Annotated in this window: 18 protein-coding genes; 14 read left to right on the top strand and 4 right to left on the bottom strand. The window is 70.5% G+C overall.

What is annotated here, in order from left to right:
* Positions 1-153: 153 nt before the first annotated feature.
* The 4 genes from K8640_RS37640 to K8640_RS37625 all read right to left on the bottom strand — a co-directional run bounded on the left by K8640_RS37640 (position 154) and on the right by K8640_RS37625 (position 5724).
* Positions 154-1473: a leucine-rich repeat domain-containing protein gene (locus tag K8640_RS37640; protein ID WP_223751511.1), complete on the bottom strand. Its 1320-nt coding sequence runs from the start codon at positions 1471-1473 to the stop codon at positions 154-156.
* A 135-nt stretch (positions 1474-1608) separates the two neighbouring features.
* The gene (locus K8640_RS37635) at positions 1609-2181 is read right to left on the bottom strand and encodes a hypothetical protein (RefSeq protein ID WP_141332636.1); all 573 of its coding nucleotides are present in this window, start codon (positions 2179-2181) and stop codon (positions 1609-1611) included.
* A 90-nt stretch (positions 2182-2271) separates the two neighbouring features.
* Positions 2272-4086, bottom strand: a complete 1815-nt coding sequence (locus K8640_RS37630; protein ID WP_223751510.1) for a hypothetical protein — start codon at positions 4084-4086, stop codon at positions 2272-2274.
* Positions 4087-4182: 96 nt separating this feature from the next.
* Positions 4183-5724 carry an ELWxxDGT repeat protein gene (locus K8640_RS37625; protein ID WP_223751509.1) on the bottom strand — a complete coding sequence of 514 codons (1542 nt, stop codon included), beginning with the start codon at positions 5722-5724 and terminating at the stop codon, positions 4183-4185.
* 211 nt (positions 5725-5935) lie between these two features.
* Here K8640_RS37625 and K8640_RS37620 point away from each other — a divergent pair, with 211 nt between their 5' ends.
* The 14 genes from K8640_RS37620 (at position 5936) to K8640_RS37555 (ending at position 19010) form a co-directional block, all read left to right on the top strand.
* Entirely contained in the window at positions 5936-7426 is a 1491-nt protein-coding gene (locus K8640_RS37620; RefSeq protein ID WP_223751508.1) for a hypothetical protein, read from the top strand.
* Positions 7427-7862: 436 nt separating this feature from the next.
* Positions 7863-9392, top strand: a complete 1530-nt coding sequence (locus K8640_RS37615; protein ID WP_223751507.1) for a phage tail sheath subtilisin-like domain-containing protein — start codon at positions 7863-7865, stop codon at positions 9390-9392.
* Positions 9393-9407: 15 nt separating this feature from the next.
* Entirely contained in the window at positions 9408-9935 is a 528-nt protein-coding gene (locus K8640_RS37610) for a phage tail protein (protein ID WP_046712457.1), read from the top strand.
* Between the two features lie 14 nt (positions 9936-9949).
* Positions 9950-10678, top strand: a complete 729-nt coding sequence (locus K8640_RS37605; protein ID WP_223751506.1) for a hypothetical protein — start codon at positions 9950-9952, stop codon at positions 10676-10678.
* A 926-nt stretch (positions 10679-11604) separates the two neighbouring features.
* Positions 11605-12021: a hypothetical protein gene (locus tag K8640_RS37600; RefSeq protein WP_223751505.1), complete on the top strand. Its 417-nt coding sequence runs from the start codon at positions 11605-11607 to the stop codon at positions 12019-12021.
* A 202-nt stretch (positions 12022-12223) separates the two neighbouring features.
* Positions 12224-13426 (top strand): DUF4255 domain-containing protein, encoded by a 1203-nt coding sequence (locus tag K8640_RS37595; RefSeq protein WP_223751504.1) that lies wholly within the window; start codon positions 12224-12226, stop codon positions 13424-13426.
* Positions 13423-15405, top strand: a complete 1983-nt coding sequence (locus K8640_RS37590; protein WP_223751503.1) for an ATP-binding protein — start codon at positions 13423-13425, stop codon at positions 15403-15405. Before K8640_RS37595 ends, K8640_RS37590 begins: the two co-directional genes overlap by 4 nt.
* The gene (locus tag K8640_RS37585; RefSeq protein ID WP_141328751.1) at positions 15402-15674 is read left to right on the top strand and encodes a hypothetical protein; all 273 of its coding nucleotides are present in this window, start codon (positions 15402-15404) and stop codon (positions 15672-15674) included. The genes K8640_RS37590 and K8640_RS37585 overlap by 4 nt, the downstream gene beginning before the upstream one ends.
* On the top strand, positions 15671-16312 hold the full coding sequence (locus K8640_RS37580; protein WP_223751502.1) for a hypothetical protein: 642 nt from the start codon (positions 15671-15673) through the stop codon (positions 16310-16312). Before K8640_RS37585 ends, K8640_RS37580 begins: the two co-directional genes overlap by 4 nt.
* Positions 16313-16338: 26 nt before the next feature.
* Positions 16339-16629, top strand: coding sequence for a hypothetical protein (locus K8640_RS37575; RefSeq protein WP_046712450.1), 291 nt, complete (start codon positions 16339-16341; stop codon positions 16627-16629).
* Positions 16630-16636: 7 nt separating this feature from the next.
* On the top strand, positions 16637-17779 hold the full coding sequence (locus K8640_RS37570) for a hypothetical protein (protein ID WP_223751501.1): 1143 nt from the start codon (positions 16637-16639) through the stop codon (positions 17777-17779).
* A complete protein-coding gene (locus K8640_RS37565; protein ID WP_141328757.1) occupies positions 17776-18324 on the top strand; it encodes a phage baseplate assembly protein V in 549 nt (182 codons plus the stop codon). The genes K8640_RS37570 and K8640_RS37565 overlap by 4 nt, the downstream gene beginning before the upstream one ends.
* 2 nt (positions 18325-18326) lie before the next feature.
* Positions 18327-18650, top strand: a complete 324-nt coding sequence (locus K8640_RS37560; protein WP_141328759.1) for a hypothetical protein — start codon at positions 18327-18329, stop codon at positions 18648-18650.
* A gap of 3 nt (positions 18651-18653) precedes the next feature.
* Positions 18654-19010: a GPW/gp25 family protein gene (locus K8640_RS37555; RefSeq protein WP_223751500.1), complete on the top strand. Its 357-nt coding sequence runs from the start codon at positions 18654-18656 to the stop codon at positions 19008-19010.

The following is a 19010-nucleotide window of genomic DNA, read 5'->3' as shown; positions in this document are numbered from 1 at the left end:
CACGACCTCCCCAGTCAGCGGTGAATGTCCTCATGTGGCCATGACCCGCCGCGTCGGTAAGCGTCGCGGGCGCGCGGGGACGCTCGACAGGTGTCGGGCGCCCGGGATGCCCGCGGGCGACCTCATGCCTCCTCGCACGCCACCAGGGGCGCCTCAGTACCCCACGTGCAGGCGCCCTGGTGGCAGCGCGGCCTCCAGTCGACGCACCTCGGACTCGGGCGCCTTGTCCATGCCCAGCTTGAACTGCTGGAGACGGGCGAGCGGCGACAGGTCCTCCGGCAGCTGCCCCAGCTCGCCTTGCAGGAACCCCGCGTGGGTGAGCCTGGGCATGCGGCCCAGGCCGTCGACGAGGGCGCGCAGCTTCTCCGGCGGCGTGCCGAAGAAGCGCCACCACCAGAGCTTCTTGAGCTTCGGCAGCCGGGTGAGCACCTCGGGGAAGGTCTCCAGCCCCTTCGCGTCGAGGTACAGCTCCTCCAGGGACTCCAGGCCGGCGAACGACTCCGGCAGGCGCGTGAGGTGCTTGCAGTAGCGCAGGCTGAGCTTTCTGAGGGCGGTCAGCTGGCCCAGCTCCTCGGGCAGGGACGTCACCGGCAGGTCCTCGAGGCTGAGCGAGCGCAGCGCCTTGAGCTCACCGATGCGCGGTGGCACGACGTCGATGGGGTTGAAGTCCAGCGTGAGCCCCTCGAGCGCGGTGAGGGAGAAGACCTCGTCGGGAATCACCTTCAGCTTCTTCTGCGCGAGCGAGAGCCTGGGCGCCTTCTCCCCGCGCGCCACCTTCTCCCGCACGGCCGCGAGCGCCTTCTCCACCGGCCCGAGCTTCGTGTCGGCCAGCACGGGCTGCCCCGCGCGCAACATCGCCCGCAGGCCCCGGGTGTCCAGCGTGGAGTCCGTGACGTTGCCGTCGTCATCCTCGTCCTCGCCGGTCCATGCGCCCGGCAGCAGCGCCTCATGCGGCTCCAGTCGCTTGCGCGGCGCGCCCTTCGCGGTGAGCTTGCTTCCGACGAGGACGTCCACGTCGAGCGCGCCCTCCACGAAGAGGTGGTGGTGCTGCTCGACGAGCGCCCTCGCCTTCAGCCCTCCGCCGACACAGAAGACGTCGTCCCCGAGCGAGTCGCCGAAGAGCAGCCCGCGAATCCGCGCGTCCCCCGCGACGAACATCGCGGACACCGTGGCGACGTTCTCCACGTCCAGCTCCCCGAGCACGACCAGGAGCGTGTGGTCCGCCTGATGCCCATCCAACAATAGCCCCGCGAGCCGGACACTTCCGGAGACCACCAGCGGCCTGGGGCCGACCTCCAGCGCGTCCGTCTCCAGGTCGCCCTCGTGGAAGAGGACCGTGTCCTGGGACAGGTCTTCCCAGTAGGAGGACAGACGCTCACGCCACGCGGGCGTCGCCGCCGCCACCACCCTCGACCAGACCTCCTTCGCGGAGGTCTCCGTCCCCCACTGCGTCACCGTCGGCTGCTTCGTCATGGACCCGTGGTGCTCCTGATTCATCGGTTGTTCACGGCGGTGCATCGACGTCTCACCCACGAAACAGAGGTTGCAGCCTCATCGTGAATGGCTCACAGCGCGGTGATGACATGAAACCCGACGCACGCGGTGTCTTCAGTCCGGCGAGGCGGTGAGTCGTGGGAGACTTCCCAGCTTGAAGAGCTGGAAGGCGGCGAGCACCCCCGCGAGCAGGACGGCGGCCCCGACGAGCGCATTGCCTCCCCCGAACAGCTGAAGCAGCCCCATGCCGAGGTCGATGACACACAGCACCCAGCCCACCGTGGCACTGCGAGACCTCGCGAACAGCAAGGTGAGGGCGATGATGGGCGACATCAGACACAGGCTGCCCAACAGCATCACGCCACGGGGCGCACCCAGCGCGAGGGACGTGCTGAACAGGGCCTCGAGGATGAGGATGGCGATGACGCCCACCTGCACCCGGGTCAGGTCTCGAAGGAGCGCCGTCCGGACAGCCTCTGGCGCCTTGTCGCGGGCAAGGCAGTCCGCGCAGTGCGTCCGCTCCACCACGAGCAAGTCCGGCAGACAGGCTTCGCAGAAGAACCCGCCGCAGCGAGGACAGGGCTGGGCATCCTCCACCTCGGGGTGCCGCGGGCAGCGAGGGCCATCCAGCGCCGGCAACGGCTCTTGGGGTGACTCCACGCGGTCTGTCGGAACAGTCTTCTCCATGCTCGACAGACAACAGCACCCGGGCGCGGAATGCCACGGACAAACAACCCCTGTCGAGAGGGAGTGTCCCGTTCGCGCATGCGGGCAAGGCTATTTGTGGCCCTTGCCCCTGCCCTTCTTCCCCTGCTGCTTCTTCGGCGCCTTGGCCTTGCCCTTCTTGGATTGGCTCTTCGCGGCAGGCTCGTCCTCGCCGGAATCCAGCTGCGCGCCCTCGTCCTCCACGGACCTGGAGCCCTCGACGAGCCTGGCCAGGAAGGCCCTCGCGGCCGCCGCGCCCTCCACCGCGCCCTGGTCCTTTCCCGCGACTCCCGCGTCGGGCTCCTCGCCCATCGACGGCACCGAGACGGGCCTCGGCGCCTTGGGCGCCTCCGGATAATCGAATCGCTCCCAATCGCCTTCTTCGGACAGCGTGTCCTCGTAGGCCTGCGTCCACGCATGAGGGTAGGACTTCAGGAACTGGTCGATGTAGTCGATGCGCGCACGCGCGTCCCCGCGGCCCTCCGCCCGGGCCTGCGCCACATTCAGGTCCGAGCGCGCCTGCAGCTGCGTGAAGTGGTCCTGTGGCGACGGGATGTGCTCCGGCTCGGGCGCGGGCTCCTGGAATCCTGTCGCCTCCTCGACCAAGGCTTCATAGGCCTCCCGATAGTGGGGCGCATACAGGCGGCGGAACTCCTGGTCATACGCCTCGCGTGACGGAACGTCCTTCAACCTCGTCACGGCCTCCCGAGGGATTCCCGCCAGCACGATCTCCCGGTTGCGCAGGACGGTCTCGTTCGCGCGGTCGACCTCCCACCTCAAGGCACCCGGGACGTGGTCCTTCCCGAGCAGGCCCGCCAGCGCCCCCGCATCGAAGCCGCCTTCGGCGTAGTGGTGGAAGATCCACTCGGGGGGGACGCGGGCGAGGTCTATCGTCACTTCACCGAACCCGGAGAACCCCTTGCCCGCGTTGGACGTGATGGGCTTCTTCGTGGACCTGGCGGACAGCAACTTCCCCACCCCCTTGCGCGTCTGGAGGAAGGACAACAACTGCTCGTCGTCCTCGAAGGACTCCAGCTCGTCGTTGAAGTGGCTTTGGGCCCACTCCAGGTCCGTCTGCCGCTCCTTGTCGTCGTCCCCGGGTTGAGGCTTGCGAGAACGCTCCTTCGCCACTCCGGACTCCTTGAACGTGTAGCCCATCTGTCCCTGCACGCGCGCGTCAGGTCCGTCGTTGAGCGGCCGCAGCGCCTCACCCTCCTGATAGGCCTTGCGCTCCGGAGGCGTGATTCCACGGTAGGCCATGCGTCGCAGATAGGCGCCATGGACCCTCATGTAATCCTTCCCGCTCAGCCCCTCCAGGGTGTGCTTCTTGTAGACGGGTTGCGCGAGCCCCTCTTCTTCGACCTCCTCATAGGCGTCATCCCCCGTAAGCAGGCTCGCCACGGCGATGCCCCCATGAGAGATGAGCCCGTCCTCGCCGCGAGTGAAGCCCTCGCCGAGCGCGCCCATCAGCCCTTCGGAGGTCAGCTCCGCGGCCGCCAGCGCCTGGCTGTAGACGGTCTGCGCCCCGTGGTCGCCTTCGTGCCCGGTGAAGGCGGCCCGCGCCATCTGCTTCTGGTTGCGGACCTGCTCCTTGTAGGCCGCATAGGCGGCGGTGAGCCTGACGAGCCCTTCCGAGCCGTCGGCACCTTCCGCGGGGCGAAGCCCGAACTTCGGCCCGCCCACCCGCTGGATGGGGGCGGACGCATCACGCCCCGACAGGCTCGCGGACAACTTTGCCTGCGCCACCACGCGCGGCGACTGGTTGAGCCGGGCCTCCATCCGTTGGAGCGCGGCCTCGCGGGAGGTCGGCGCCGCGGGGACAGGGGCGACTCGACCCCCTGTCTTTTCAGATGAGAGCACCGCGCGCCGCGACTCGAAGCTCTTCATGAGGCACTCCTCGCGTCAGGCCTTGGAGCGTAGCCACCGGCCCTGACGTGTCCCACGCCCCCAACCTGGCGCGAGGAGTGACTGCGTTCCGCGAGCCTACGGCTGGGATTGCGGCGCGAAGCACGCGTCGGTCAGCTGCGTGGACCAGAGCTGTCCCGCCTCGGTGTCGTCATACGCGCTGAAGTACACCCGCGAGCCCAGCCGGAAGTACTCACGAGGGTAGGACGAGGTCGAGAGGGCCGTGTTCGCGATGTCCCGCAGCTTGCGCGTGCCGGACGGCGTGCCGTTGCTCACCCACGGCTCGATGCCACCTCCGTCGGCCTCGTAGGCGCTGAAGAAGACCAGGTCGTCCGACACGGCATACACGGGCGAGGCGTACTCGTCCGAGAGGCTCAGCGGCCGGCGCAGCCGCACCGTTCCGCCCGCGGTGCCATCCGTCACCCAGAGCTGCGAGTCGCGCGGCGCGGGGCCATTGCTGCCGATGATGACGGAGAAGAACAGCTTCGAGCCTCCCGGGGGGATGCTGACGCTGTCGATGGAGGGGAACGCCTCGCCCAGCGAGGTGTAGTCATTGGGCAGGCTGACCACGGACGTCGGGGTGCCGCCCGCCAGAGGCACCTGGTAGAGGACCATGTACTGCGTCGTCAGGGACGTGGTGGTGACATAGACGGTCGACCCCAGCGCGCCCAGCAGGCGCACGTCCCGGGTGGCGCCGAAGGACGCCAGGCGCAGCGTGCCGCCCGACGTGCCGTCCGTCTTCCACAGCTCCTGGAGCCCCGAGTCCTGACGCAGGATGAAGAGCGTGAGCCCATCCTGGGTCCGCGCGTCCTTGATGAAGGCATTGGGCCCCGACGTGAGCCGCTTGACCTGGACGGTGCCCGCCGACGTGCCGTCCGTCTTCCAGAGGCTGGTGCCGCCGGACAAGTCCCGCACGAAGAAGCGCAGCGTGTTGTTCGCCGCGCCGGACAGGTAGCTCACCTCCGCGTCCGCGCCGAAGTCACGCACGCGTGACGTGCCGCCGGCCGAGCCATCCGACGCCCACAGCTCGTAGCGCACGCGCGTGGAGCCCGACTCGTAGCGCTCCAGGAAGAACACCACCGAGCCGCTGCCCGTGGCCGTCATGTGCGTCGGATACGAGCTGGCCGTCCCCGGCGTCAGGTCCTCCACCATGCGGGTGCCGCCCGAGGTGCCGTCGCTCACCCACAGCTCCGTGCCGTGCACGACGTCCGCCGCCCGGAAGAACAGCAGGGACGAGGTGGGCGTGAGCCCCCCGAGCGGCGGCGTGAAGTTCCCCTCCGTCGCGGGGAGGCTCTTGATTTCAGTGGTCCCCGCCGCGGCGCCGTTGCTGCGCCACAGCGCCCGCTTCCCATCCTCGTAGTTCACCGCGAAGTGCAGCTGGCCCTTGAATCGCACGAAGTCACTGGGGCTCGACGCGTAGCGCGGAATCCCGATGTCCGAGGGCGGGAGGATGGTCTTCACACGCTGGGTGGAATCCTCCGTCGGCAGGCAATAGGAACCATCCAACCGCTCCTCTGCCTCCTCGGCGGGGGCGGGCACCTCCTCCCCGGGAAGCGCACCGCCACAACCCGCCCCCAACACCAGCAACGACGACACCATCCACCCACCGCGCCACGACATGCTGCCCCCTACTGAAGAGACTGGGAGGGAGGGTGTGTCGTGTCATTCCCCGTGCAAAGTGCCCCCAGGACCTACCCTGCTCGGCTGCCTGGACTGACAAGGCGTGTGGTGGGACATGTGCACCAGTTCGGTCTCGTGAGATGTGCCAGGGCGTTCAGCGCATCCCGCGGCCTCTCTAAGCTCGTGGCTCCGTCCAGGGAGCGTGATGCCCATGAAGGTCCACGAGCGGCCGCGCAACACCACGCACCACGCCGAAGCACACAAGCCTCGCGCCACCGCTGGCGACAGCCTGGAGTCTGCCTCGGGCGCACGCCAACGCACGCTGCAGCGGATGTTGGACCACCGGCCCGCGGTCCAGTCGCTGCTCCAGCGACAGCGCGACGCGGACCAGGGCGCGCGCGCGAGGACGTCGACCGCGCGGCCCGGCGGCGTGGTCCAGCGCTTCACCGAGGAGGCGGGCTATCGCATCTCCGCGAACCGCGCGTTCGCGCTGCCCGCCGAGAACGAGACGCAGCGGTTCTTCGCCACGCCCGCCCTCATCGAGCGGTCCAACCGCATCCTCGAGGCGATGGGCTCGCGCGTGAGGCTCCTCGCTGGAGACGACGCCCCCGAAGCACTGGCGGGAATGCAGTCCGTGACGCCCAGGGCGGTCGTCGCCGAGCAGCCCCTCTTCGACGTCCACGAGTGCATCGATGTGGCGGACCGCGTGACGAACTCGGGGCAGACCCACGCCCTCTACCAGGGCCCCGATGACGCCGACCTGGCCTTGCGCAGACAGAACCCCTACCCGGGGGCCGTCGGGGAGCTCAACCTCATCGCCCGGGAACTGACGAACCAGGAGGCGCCCACCCCTCAGGGTGTCGTCGCCGCCCAGGAAGCGCGCTTCGGAGAGGACGACTTGGAATCATTCCGCTTCACCTACGGGGACGGCCTCGAGGTCGAGACCAGCTCGCTGCAAGAGGCCTCCACGCTGCTGGAGGACGCCATCCCCAGCCAACCGCTGCGCCGGGCCTTGCTCAAGAACATCATGAAGGACCGGTATGAGTACCAGCCAGGCTTCCAGCAGTTCGCCGTGGAGGTGCTCACCCCGCTCATCCAGGCGGGCCATGTCGGGGAGGAGCTCGAGACCCAGGCGGGCTGGGCCACCCGGCTCGCCCAGCACCTCGATGCCCGCTTGGCGGACGACAGGAACGCCACGACGACGGCCTACCGGGAACTGCCCGAGCAGACGATGAGCGAGAGGAGCCGACGGATTGGCGTCAACGCCCACGCACGTCCCGAGGTCGGAGAGTCCTACGCCATCGTCGGCACCCGCGAGCGCACCGCCGAGGACCCACAGCAACTCTGGAGCTTCCACTTCGCGGCGGTGATCGCACGCGACGGCGAGGACAGCCTCACGCTCGAGAACTTCAACCGGGAGGATGACGCCGAGGGAACCTCACGGTGGTACTTCGACATGCAGGGCCCCGAGGCCCAGTCCTTCCACGCGAAGCACCAGGCCACCGTCGCGGGCGCGCTCACGCTGCGGATGGGCGCCCCCGCGACCGAGGAGCTCCGAGCGCAGGCCCTGGACCGACTCCCCGAAGGCACCTCCGAGGAGCTCACCGCGCGAATCCAGGAGGCCCGCACGCGCGCGGGGCTCGCCGCCATCCTCGCGGACGCGACAGGCACAGCGGACTCGGACGCCACCGACGAAACGTGACGCACCGCCACGCCCCCGCTGAAACGACTTTCGAAGGAATCTCTCCGCCGTCGTTCGTACAACGGTGGCCATGAATGAAGCCGTGTAACACACCGCATCCAATGTCTTGGATTGGTCCGGCGCACCCGACCCGTGACACATCCAAGCACCATAAGTAGAAACCACTACGACGGAATGAATGACTTTCCGTCGTGTTTCTGGCAGAGTCCCGAGACGTCGCCGAGCAGTGAGCCAGGATTCCGAGACCAGGGGGGTCGCGCGGTTTTCACGCGATAGGAATTGCCACGACGGCATGGATTGCCGCAACCCCTCCAGCTGAATGTGTCACCCGACGTGCGGGGTGCTCCCTGGGGACTGGGAGCACGCCGCGCGTAGCAGGGCTCTTGCCTCGTGAGTCGGGGCGGAGTCGACGAACCCGCAGAGGGAGGAGTCGTCCATGCCGGCAGCTCTCAGTTATCCGGGCGTCTATATCGAGGAGATTCCCAGTGGGGTCCGCACCATCACCGGGGTGCCCACGTCGATTACCGCCTTCGTCGGACGCGCGCTGCGCGGGCCGGTGAACGAGCCGGTGGTCTGCAACGGCTACGGTGACTTCGAGCGGAGCTTCGGAGGTCTGTGGGAGGACGGAGCGATGAGCTTCGCCGTCCGCGACTTCTTCCTCAATGGAGGCGGCCAGGCCGTCGTCGTCCGCCTGGACAACGGCTCGGAGACCGCGGACCTGAGCATCACCACCACCGAAGGCCCGCTGGTGCTGGAGGCGGCGAGCCCCGGCGCCTGGGGCGGCAAGCTCAGCGTGGTGGTGGACCACAACACCAAGAAGACGGGCGTTCCGGCCGTCGACGACCTGCTCTTCAACCTGACCGTCACCGACACGGGCACCAAGGTGACGGAGAAGTTCATCAACCTCTCCATCGACGCGGCCAGCGCGCGCTACTACCCGACGGTGCTCGCGCAGGGCTCCACGCTCCTGCGGGTGAGGACCCTGCCCGCCACCGCGGCCCGGCCTCCGGCGGGCACCTACACGCCCGCCGCGGCCGACGCGGGCACCAACGGCAGCGCGCTCACCCGCACCCACTTCACCCAGGCCGCGGGCCTGCGCGCGGACAAGAAGGGGCTGTTCGCGCTGGAGAAGGTGGATGTCTTCAACCTGCTGTGCATCGCGCCCCACACGCTGGGCGGCGACATCGAGCCGGAGCTGGCCACGGACGCGGCGGCCTACTGCGAGGAGCGCCGCGCCATCTTCATCGCCGACCCGCCGGCGGCCTGGGACAGCGTGGCGGACGCCGTCTCCGGCTTCAACGCCAGCAGCCTGCGCAGCAAGAACGCGGCGCTCTACTTCCCCCGGCTGGTGCAGGCCAACCCCCTGCGGGAGGGCCAGCTGGACACCTTCGCGCCCTGCGGCGCGGTGGCCGGCGTCATCGCCCGCACGGACACCCAGCGCGGCGTGTGGAAGGCGCCCGCGGGCCTGGACGCGCTGCTCACCGGCGTGCCCAAGCTGAGCGTGCCGCTCACGGACCCGGAGAACGGCCAGCTCAACCCGCTGGGCGTCAACTGCCTGCGCTCGCTGCCGGCCGCGGGCCGGGTGGTGTGGGGCGCGCGCACCACGCGCGGCAATGACCTGCTCGCCGACGAGTGGAAGTACCTGCCGGTGCGCCGGCTGGCGCTCAACATCGAGGAGAGCCTCTTCCGGGGCCTCCAGTGGGTGGTGTTCGAGCCCAACGACGAGCCGTTGTGGGCGCAGATCCGCCTCAACGTGGGCGCCTTCATGCAGAACCTCTTCCGGCAGGGCGCCTTCCAGGGCCAGACGCCGCGGGACGCGTACTTCGTCAAGTGCGACAAGGAGACGACGACGCAGAACGACATCAACCTCGGCGTGGTGAACATCGTCGTGGGCTTCGCGCCGCTCAAGCCGGCCGAGTTCGTGGTCCTCAAGCTCCAGCAGATGGCCGGCCAGGTCGCGGCGTAAAGGGAGACCCATTCCATGGCTCAGTTCAGCGTCAACGCGCAGCGTTTCGACCCGTACAAGAACTTCAAGTTCCGGGTGAAGTGGGATGGCCGCTACGTGGCGGGCATCAGCAAGGTGGGCGCGCTCAAGCGCACCACGGAGGTGGTGAAGCACCGCGAGGGCGGCGACCCCAGCAGCAGCCGCAAGTCCCCGGGCCGCAGCGAGTACGAGGCCATTACGTTGGAGCGCGGCGTCACCCACGACACCGAGTTCGAGCGCTGGGCGAACAAGGTCTGGAACTACGGCTCCGGGCTGGGCGCCGAGGTGTCCCTCAAGGACTTCAGGAAGGACATCATCCTGGAGGTCTACAACGAGGCCGGACAGCTGGCCATCTCCTACAAGCTCTACCGCTGCTGGGTGTCGGAGTACCAGGCGATGCCGGACCTGGACGCCAACGCCAACGCGGTGGCCATCCAGACGCTGAAGCTGGAGAACGAGGGCTGGGAGCGTGACTACGACGTCACCGAGCCCACCGAGCCCACCTTCAACGAGCCCAATCCCTGACGCACCGAGGCCCCATGCGCTCGCTGACGGCTTCGGAGCTGCTGGGCGCGTGGGAGGCGGGCTACCCGCACCCGTCCGCGGGGCGCGCGCTCGCGCTGCTGGGCGCGGCCTTCCCGGAGCGGAGCCTGGGCGAGCTGGCGCGGCTGCCGGTGGGGGCCCGGGACGCGCTGCTGCTGTCGTTGCGGGAGGGGACGTTCGGCGGGGCCATCTGGGGGCTGGTGGCGTGTCCGCGGTGCGCAGAGCAGGTGGAGCTGGCGTTCGAGGTGGGGGACATCCGCGTCCCCACGGCGGCGGCGCCGGAGGTGCTGGAGGTGGAGCGGGCGGGCCACGTGGTGCGTTTCCGGCTACCGGACAGTCGGGACCTGGCGGCGCTGGCGGCGGGGCGGGAGGCGGCTGGGCCCGGGCAGATGCTGGCGCGGTGCGTGGTGGAGGCCCGTCGAGAGGGGGCGCACGTGGAGGTGCGGGAGCTGCCGGAGGACGTGGTGGGTGCCATCAGCTCGGCGATGGAGGCCGCGGATCCACAGGCCCGTGTGGAGCTGGCCACGACGTGTCCCGGCTGTGGCCATGGCTGGGCGGCGGGGTTCGACATCGCGGAGTTCCTGTGGCGCGAGGTGGAGGCGTGGGCGCAGCGGCTGCTGCGTGACGTGCACACGCTGGCGAGCCTGTATGGCTGGTCCGAGGAGCACATCCTCGCGATGAGCCCCTGGAAGCGGCAGCGCTATCTGGAGCTGGTGGGGCGATGAGCGACTACTTGAGCCATCTGGTGGCCCGGCAGGTCCGCCCCACGGAGGGAGTCCGGCCTCGGAGTGCGTCGTACTTCGCGCCCGAGGCGCGGGGCGTGGTGAGGGAGTTGGAGGAGACGTCAGGTGAAGCATCGCGTGCCCCGCTCGGCCAGGTCCGGCCTCACCGCGAACCTTGGAGCGCGGTGGGCCAGGTGCTCGCCGAGCCCCTGGGCACGCAGGCCCCCAGGTCCGGAGAGGCTCGGGACGGGGTGGGTCCGCTGCTCGGCGAGCCTCGGAGCCGTGGAGGCCCTGGCGTCGGTGAGGGGCACTTCGGACGCGGGCCCGAATCGACGGAGGCCGCGTCGAGGGGTGAGAGCTCCCGTGAGCGCGCGGAGGCCCTGGTGAGCGAGGGCCCCGCGCGACACCCCGGTCCGCGCGTGTCGACGGCTTCGGCCCTGGGCCCGCGCGCCGATGAGGGACGGGCCTCGGATTCGAAGGACCGCGACACCGCGACGGGGCTCAAGCAGTCGTCATGGAGCGCGGCGGGCACGCCACACGAGGGGCGCAAAGACGAGGCTCGGCATCAGCCGGGGTCCGCGTGGAACAGCGCGGACGGTGCCTTCACGCGTGAACCGCGTACGAGGACGCTGGGGGCCGAGGGGTCCTTCACGCACGTACGCACGTCAGGGGAGGCGGGCGTCGCCCCGCGTGCAGGGACGTCAGGGGAGTCAGGCGTCGTCCCGCGTGCGAGGACGTCGGGGCACGGGGGCCTTGCCTCGCGTGCGAGGTCGGCGCCGGGCGCGGAGGAGACCGACGCCGGGTCACCGCTCGCCCGCTCGACGGAGCATTCCGACGGTTCGGCGGCGTCCCCGTCTCGTCACGCGCGGCGAGCCGGGGAGCTCACGCCTCGCACGGAGCACGAGTCCTCGCGCGGCGAGGGGAGCATCATGCCTCGGGATGAGCCACTTCGCGCGGCACCTGGCGCGCACGAGGCGACTCGCGGGGGCATCACGGCCCTGGGGTTGTCCGTCGCGCTGGAGACGACGCGGGGCCTGGCGCGCGATTCGCTCGCGGAGGAGCAGGACCGCACGATGCGCCCCGCCTCGCCCGTTCGTCAGGCGCGCGCGCTCGCCGCGGCGCTCGAATCGGGCGAGGGCGACAGGGCGCGAGGCGGACAGGAGCCCCGCGCCGCACCGCCCTCCATGACGCAGGCACCGGAGGCCCCGGTCATCAACGTCACCATCGGTCGCATCGAGGTGCGCGCGGTGGCGCCCGCCGCGCCTCCTCGGGGCGTACCCGCGCGCCCCTCTGCGTCTCCGTCGCTGGAGGACTACCTCGCGCGCCGCAACGGAGGGGGCCGATGAACCGCCTCCCTCGCCGGACGATGGCCGCGCGCCACGCATTGTGCCTCGCACCGCGACGGGCGGCCTCACGCTGCGCGCACCCGACCTCATCCACGCGTCATGCGTCACGGGGGGCGTCCGGGCAGGCGAAGAGTCATCTCCTCCGACCCGGGATGGCCGCACGACATGCATCACGCCTCGCGCCTCGCCTGGGAGGTGGACGATGAGCAACTCGCTCTCCATCGCGACGGTGACGGCGACGCTGCGCACCCTCCTGTTCAACCACCTCCAGGTGGACACGCCGGACGTCACCGTCACCACGCTGCCTCCGGACAAGGCCCGCGCCCGGGACGCCACGCACCACCAGCTCAACCTCTTCCTCTTCCAGGTCGGTCACGACGCCGCGCTCCGCAACACGACCTTCCCGCCCCACGTGAAGCCCGGCGAGTCGGGCCTCCCGCCCCTCGCGCTGCGGCTCACGTACCTGCTCACGCCCTACGCCCCGTCCGATGACGACGTGGAGAGCCACAAGCTGCTCGGCAAGGCGATGAGCGTCCTCCACGACCACCCGCTGCTCGGGTCCGAGGAGCTCCGCGTCGCCGTCCCCGGCAATGACCTCCACCGCCAGGCCGAGCGCGTGCGCATCACCTCGGAGCCGCTCTCCCTGGAGGAGCTCTCCAAGCTCTGGACCATGTTCCAGACGCAGTACCGGGTCTCCGTCGTCTACCAGGTCTCCGTCGTCCTCATCGAGAGCACCCGTCCGCGCGCCACGCCGCTCCCCGTGCTGCGTCCCGTCCTCTCCGTCCAGCCGGACACCCTGCCCCCCTTCCCCCTGCTCGAGGCCATCACGCCTCCACAGCAGCAGGCCAGCGCGCGCCTGGGGGACGTGCTCGTGCTCACCGGCCACCACCTCGCGGGCAACACCGTGGGCGTGCGCTTCCAGCATCCGCTCTGGACCACGCCGGTGACACGTCCCGCCGCCGACGTCACCGCCGCGCGGCTCACCACCTCCATCCCGAATGACGCGGTCAACTGGCCCGCGGGCACCTACGCCGTGTCCGTCATCGTCACCGACACGAACGGCGTCGAGCACGCCTCTCCCGCCCTGCCGCTCACGCTCGCCCCGCGCATCCTCTCGCTCGCGCCCTCGCCCGTGCCGCGCGGCCCCGATGGCGAAATCACGCTCACCGCCACCTTCGGCCCGCACGTCCGTCCGGACCAGCGCGTGTCCCTGCTCCTCGGTGGCCAGGAACTCCCCGCGCCCGAGCGCGTCGCCGCCGTGGACAACCTCACCTTCACCGGACGCGGGTTCAACGCAGGCGACCACCACGTCCGGCTGCGCGTGGACGGCGTGGACTCGCTCCTCATCGACCGGAGCCAGACCCCGCCCGTGTTCGACCCCACCCAGCGGGTGAGCGTCACATGAGCACCTCCGCGCCGACCACCTGGCAGGAGGCCAACCAGCGTCAGCTCACCGCCGCGCTCGCGGTGGTGCGCGCGCGGCTGCTCCAGCAGGTGCGCGCGACGGGCGATGAGTCCCTCCCCGCCGAGGGGAGCGACATCGACGCCGCCCTGGCCGCGCTCGCGCAGGCGGGCTCCGCGATGCCGGCCCCGTCCGCGCTGGAGAACCTGTGCGAGACCTTCCAGCTCTCCCCCTTCGAGCGCGACATCCTGCTGTGCTGCGCGAGCGTGGAGCTGGGCACCGGCTTCGGGGCGCTGTTCGCCGCCGTGAACCGGGACCCGCGGCGCCCCTGGCCCACGTTCGGCCTGGCCCTGTCGATGTTGCCGGACGCGCACTGGAGCGCCCTCACCCCCGTGGCCGCCCTGCGCCGCTGGGAGCTGCTCACCCTCGCGCCGGAAGACGGCCTCACCACGAGTCCCCTGCGCATCGACGAGCGCGTCCTCCACTACCTCACCGGCCTGTCGTACCTGGACCGCCGGCTCCAGGAGCTCGTCTCGCCCGTCCCCGCGCAGGCCCCGCCGCCGCCCTCGCACCAGGAGCTCGCCGAGCGGATGTACCGACTCTGGGAGCGCGAGGCGAGCGCCGCCGTCATCCAGCTGTGCGGCGTGGAGTCCGAAGGCGCGCGCGCCATCGCCAGCACGGCCTGCGCGGCCCTGGGGCTGCAGCTCCACGTCGCGCGCGCGAGCCAGCTCCCCCTCGGCGCCGAGGAGCGAGGGATGCTCGCCCGGCTCTGGGAGCGCGAGGCCCTGCTGATTGGCAGCGGCCTGCTCATCGAGTGTGACGACGGCACCAGCGCCGAGTCGCTCCGCGCCGCGAGCGCCTTCGCCGAGCAGGTGCAGGGCATGGTCATCCTCGCCGCGCGCGAGCCCATGCGCCTGAGAGGCCGCGCGTCGCTGCCGCTGGAGGTGAAGCGGCCCACGCGGGTCGAACAGCAGGCGCTGTGGACCGGAGCGCTCGGCCCCGAGGGTGTCCCGCTCAACGGCGCGCTGGAGCGAATCACCCAGCAGTTCGACCTGCCCCTGCACGCCATCCGCGCCGCCAGCCTGGAGGTGCGCGAGCAAGGCCCCTTCGACGACGAGGGCGCGCTGGGCGCGGCCCTCTGGAACGCCTGCCGCGTGCAGTCGCGTCCCCGGCTGGAGGACCTGGCGCGCAGGCTGGAGCCGACCGCGGGCTGGGAGGACCTGGTGCTCCCGCCGGACAAGAAGGCCATCCTCAAGGAGATCGCCGCCGCCGTGCGCCAGCGCACGCGCGTGTACGAGACGTGGGGCTTCGCCTCCAAGGGCGCGCGCGGCCTGGGCATCAGCGCCCTGTTCGCCGGCGCCAGCGGCACCGGCAAGACGATGGCCGCGGAGGTGCTCGCGCTGGAGCTGGGCCTGGACGTCTACCGCATCGACCTGAGCCAGGTGGTCAGCAAGTACATCGGCGAGACGGAGAAGAACCTGCGCCGCGTGTTCGACGCCGCGCAGGAGGGCGGCGCCATCCTCCTGTTCGACGAGGCCGACGCCCTGTTCGGCAAGCGCTCGGAGGTCCGCGACAGCCACGACCGCTACGCCAACATCGAGGTGAGCTACCTGCTCCAGCAGATGGAGTCGTACGGGGGCCTGGCCATCCTCACCACCAACATGAAGGACGCGCTGGACACGGCCTTCCTGCGCCGGCTGCGCTTCGTGTTGCAGTTCCCCTTCCCGGACGCCGCCCAGCGCGCGGACATCTGGCGGCGCATGTTCCCCGCCGCCACGCCGACGGAAGGCCTGGACGTCGCGCGCCTGGCCCGGCTCAGCGTCACCGGCGGCAACATCCGCACCATCGCCCTCAACGCCGCGTTCCTGGCCGCCGACGCCAACGAGCCGGTGCGGATGGCCCACCTCCAGCGCGCGGTGCGCTCGGAGTTCAGCAAGCTCGACAAGCCCTTGGCGGAGGCCGAGGTCTCGGGGTGGACATGACGACGCCACGACACATCTGCCTGCACATCGACGAGCTGGTGCTCCACGGCGTCCCCGCCTCCCACCGCGAGCAGGTGGGCGAGGCCGTGCGCGTGGAGCTGACGCGCCTGCTCACCGAGCGGGGCCTGCCCCAGGGCCTGTCCGGCGCCGTGCCGCGCGTGGACGCGGGCGCCATCCACACGAGGCCCCACGCCGCGCCCCAGTCGCTGGGCGTCCAGGTGGCGCAGGCGGTGTACGCGGGCCTGGGCCAGGGAGGACCGACGCGATGAGCTCGTTCCCTCGCACCCCGCGCACGCAGCGCGGCGCCATCGTCGGGTTGGACCCGTTCAACCCCGTCGCGAGCCTGGTGGTGTTCCAATACAACCCGGACACCATGACGCGCACGCTGACGCCCCAGATGTCGGGCGAAGGCGGGGACCGCACGGAGGCGCTCAGGCTCAAGGGCGCGCCCGTGGAGAACATCCGCGTGGAGGTGGAGATAGACGCCACGGACCAGCTCGCCCAGGGGGACGCGCTGGCCGGCAGCGTGGGCATCTACCCGCAGCTGTCCTCGCTGGAGATGCTCGTCTACCCCAAGTCCGCGCAGGTCATCCTCAACGCCGTGCTGATGCAGGTGGGCACGCTGGAGGTCGTCCCCGCCACCGCGCCCTTGACGCTCTTCGTCTGGGGCCCCAAGCGCGTGCTGCCGGTGAAGCTCACCGAGTTCACCATCACCGAGGAAGCCTTCGACCCGAACCTCAACCCCATCCGCGCCAAGGTGTCCCTGGGGCTGCGCGTGCTCTCGTACAACGATTTGCCCCTCACGCACCCCGGCTACGCCCTCTTCCTCACGCACCAGGTCGTCAAGGAAGCCCTGGCCGTCGTCGGCAGCGTCTCCGGCGTGGCCAACGCCTCGCTGCCTCGCTGAAGCCCCTTCGTCACCCGGGAGTCACCATGCTCGACCCCACCAGCCGCTACGCGAATCTCGAGACCGCCACCCTCACGCTGCCCGACGGGCGCGTGGCCGCCTACAAGCGCCGCCGCTTCATCCCCGCGGGCAACGCGCTCAAGGTCCTGGCCGAGGTCACCGTCACCGAGGGAGACCGGCTGGACCTGCTCACCCACCGGACGCTGGGAGACCCGGAGCACTTCTGGCGCGTGTGCGACGCCAACGACACGCTCAACCCCTTCGAGCTGATGCGGGAGACGGGCTCCGTGGTGCGTATCGCCATGCCGGAGTTCTGAGCGCCCGATGAGCCTGCTGGGAATCCATCTCACCTTGCTGGTGGGCCCCACGGTGGCGGTGCCCGCGCCCGCGTCGTTCATGGAGGCCCTCCAGAACGTGGAGGTCACCCACAACGACGAGGGCCGCTCGGGCTTCCAGCTCACCTTCGGCGTGGGCCGGGCGGGGGCCATGGACCTGCTCGACTACGGGCTGGTGGGCCACCCGCTGCTCAAGCCCATGAACCGGGTGGTGCTGCTGGTGACGTTCAACGTGGTGCCCCAGGTGCTCTTCGACGGCATCATCACCCACCGCACGCTCACGCCCTCCCATCAGCCGGGCGCCTCCACGCTCACCGTCACCGGTGAGGACATCAGCGTGGCCATGGACCTGGAGCAGAAGGTCCACGAGCACCCCGCGCAGGTGGAGCCCATCATCATCGCGCAGCTCGTGCTGGGCTACGCGCAGTACGGCCTGGTGCCGGTCATCATCCCGCCGCCCACGCTGGACGTGCCGCTGCCCATCTACCGCACGCCCGTCTTCCGAGGCACCGACTACGCCTACCTGCAGGAGATGGCCAGCCGCTACGGCTACGTCTTCCACGTCACCCCCGGCCCCGCGCCGCTGATGAACACCGCGTACTGGGGCCCGCCCAACCGGCTGGGCATCCCCCAGCGGGCGCTCTCGGTGAACCTGGGCGCGCAGACCAACGTGGACTCGCTCGACTTCCAGTACAACGCGCTGGCGCCCACCACGGTGAAGGGCCAGGCCATCGTCTTCGGCCGCGCGCTGCCGGTGCAGACCTTCGCCAGCCTCCGCGTCCCGCCGCTGGCGAGCCAGCCCGCGCTGCTCACCCAGTCCAGCGTGCGCACGTCGCTGCTGGAGGACGTACCGGACGGCGCGGGCTACCTCGCCGCGTTCGCCCGGGCGCAGGGGCAGACGGACGCCTCCACGGACCAGGTGCTCACGGGCTCCGGGGAGCTGGACGCCACGCGCTACGGCGACGTGCTGCGTCCCCGGGGCCTGGTCGGCGTGCGCGGCGCGGGCTTCCAGCACGACGGCTTCTTCTACGTGCGCAACGTCACCCACTCCATCCGCCCCGGTGAGTACAAGCAGCGCTTCACCCTCACGCGCGAGGGTGCCGGGGCGCTCACTCCGGTGGTGCCGCCATGAGCTCCTACTTCGGGAAGTACCGCGGCGAGGTCGTCAACAACATCGACCCCCTGATGATGGGCCGCGTGCAGGTGAAGGTGCCCACCGTCCTGGGCGACAGCCAGCTGGGCTGGGCCATGCCGTGCATGCCGTACGGCGGCAGCGGCAAGGGCTTCTTCGCGGTGCCCGCGGTGGGCGCCAAGGTCTGGGTGGAGTTCGAGCGCGGGGACTTGAACTACCCCATCGTCGCCGGCTGCTTCTGGGGCGAGGGCGAGGCGCCCGCCACGCCGGGCCTTCCCACCACCAAGGTGTGGAAGACGGACGCCGTCACCGTGAAGCTCGATGACCTGCCGGGCGCGGGGGGCTTGAGCATCGAGGTGAGCCCGCCCGCGGTGCCCATGCCGCTGAAGGCGACCTTCACCGCGGCCGGCATCGAAATCAACCACGGGGGCACGGCCAAGGTGGTGCTCAGCGCCACCGGCATCGAGCTGTCGTTCGGCGCCGCCAACATCAAGCTCGGCCCCACGGGCGTCAACGTCAACAACGGCGCGCTGGAGGTCATCTAGCCATGGGAGCCTTCGTCGTCCACGTCGGAGCCACGGTGATGTGTCCGCACGGGGGCCAGGTGCAGACGATGCCCGGCAACCCGCGCGTGAAGGTGGGCGGGCAGTTCGTCGCCACCATGGCGGACCAGTACCTGGTGACGGGCTGCACCTTCCCGCCACAGAGCGGAGGGCCGTGCGTGCAGGTGAAGTGGATGGTGCCCTCGGTGCGCGTGCGCGTGGGGGGCCAGTTCGTCATCCTGCAGAACAGCGTGGGGATGTCCCTGGGGGCCGCGCCCCTGGGACCGCCGCAGGTGGTGATGACGCAGGTCCGCGTGAGGGGGACCTGAGCCATGCACATCGCCTTCCCCTATCGCCTGGATGGACGGGGCCGCACGGCGGACGCGGACCTGGACACGCACGTGCGGCACCTCATCGAGCAGGTGCTCTTCACCTCGCCCGGTGAGCGCGTCAACCGGCCCACCTTCGGCACGGGCCTGGGGCAGCTCGTCTTCGCGCCCAACAGCTCGGAGCTGGCCACCGCCACGCAGTTCCTGGTGCAGGGCGCGCTCCAGCAGTGGCTGGGGGACCTCATCCAGGTGGAGGCGGTGGAGACGCACAGCGAGGAGGCCGCCCTCCAGGTGACGGTGCGCTACGTGGTGCGCCGCACCCAGCAGCGCCAGACGGCGCAGTTCTCACGGGAGCTCTGA

Origin of the sequence: Myxococcus sp. XM-1-1-1 (genome assembly GCF_020037095.1) — a bacterium.
GTDB classification, from domain to species: domain Bacteria; phylum Myxococcota; class Myxococcia; order Myxococcales; family Myxococcaceae; genus Myxococcus; species Myxococcus fulvus.
This window is presented reverse-complemented; position numbering and strand designations above follow the sequence as displayed.